This window comes from Microbacterium sp. USTB-Y (assembly GCF_023703415.1).
In the GTDB taxonomy this organism is placed as follows: Bacteria; Actinomycetota; Actinomycetes; order Actinomycetales; family Microbacteriaceae; genus Microbacterium.
Map to the genome: position 1 here is coordinate 1 of NZ_JAGMTU010000018.1, position 834 is coordinate 834.

The following is an 834-nucleotide window of genomic DNA, read 5'->3' on the forward strand; positions in this document are numbered from 1 at the left end:
ACGTCGTCGAGATGCCCGTCCATGTTCGCCGTCAACTGGTGCAGCTTGTGATCCGCATGCGCGAACCCCTTCAACGCCGCCTGCTTCAACTCCCGGATGATCGGCTTCACCGAACTCATCAGTCATCACCCCCGAAATCCAACGCCGAGAACTCCGCGAAGAACGTCGACGTGATCGACTGAATATCCGCCCCATGCACCTTCATCTCCGCCTGCGCATCCTCCAACGCCTGCAGATCCGCGAAGAACTCATCCGAATCCCCCACCGACGCCTCCACCATCGGCGCATCCAGCACCGCATCGATCACCGCCGGCAACTGCTCCGCCAACGGCTCGATCGCCATCGGAGCCAACTGATTCATCAACTGCTCCACCACGATGTCCACCGCCGCGTTCAACAGCTTCTTCTTGATCAACAACATCGGCCCCGCCCCCAGAGCCGTCACCGGATTCGTCAACATCGCCACCAACGTCACCAACGTCGACGTCACATCCACGATCACCTTGACCTTCAACCCCGTGATCGCCGCCGCACCGAGATCCATCGCCGTCGCCGCCGGCGGCATGATATCGATCAGCTTCTGCAGATTCTGCGACCGATTCGCATTCCACGCACTCAACGTCGCCGGACCCGTCTGCCCCCGCATCGCCCCCGCGATATCCCCATTGACCTTCCGATCAACCGACTGGATCACCGACTCCAGATCCGACCCCAGATTCCGCACCAGAGTCGCACCCTTACTGACCTCATCCTCATCGATATCAGGCCAATCAAAACCCAGCTTCTCCATCACCCAGACAAGCTCATTCGGCAACATCATTCCCACGACAGCAC

1 protein-coding gene is annotated in these 834 nt (G+C 59.8%); it reads right to left on the bottom strand.

Going from position 1 to position 834, the window contains the following annotated elements; translation table 11 throughout:
- Nucleotides 1–118: 118 nt before the first annotated feature.
- Nucleotides 119–834: hypothetical protein (locus J8G10_RS19285; protein WP_251448604.1), on the bottom strand; the 716-nt coding region annotated here is incomplete at its 5' end.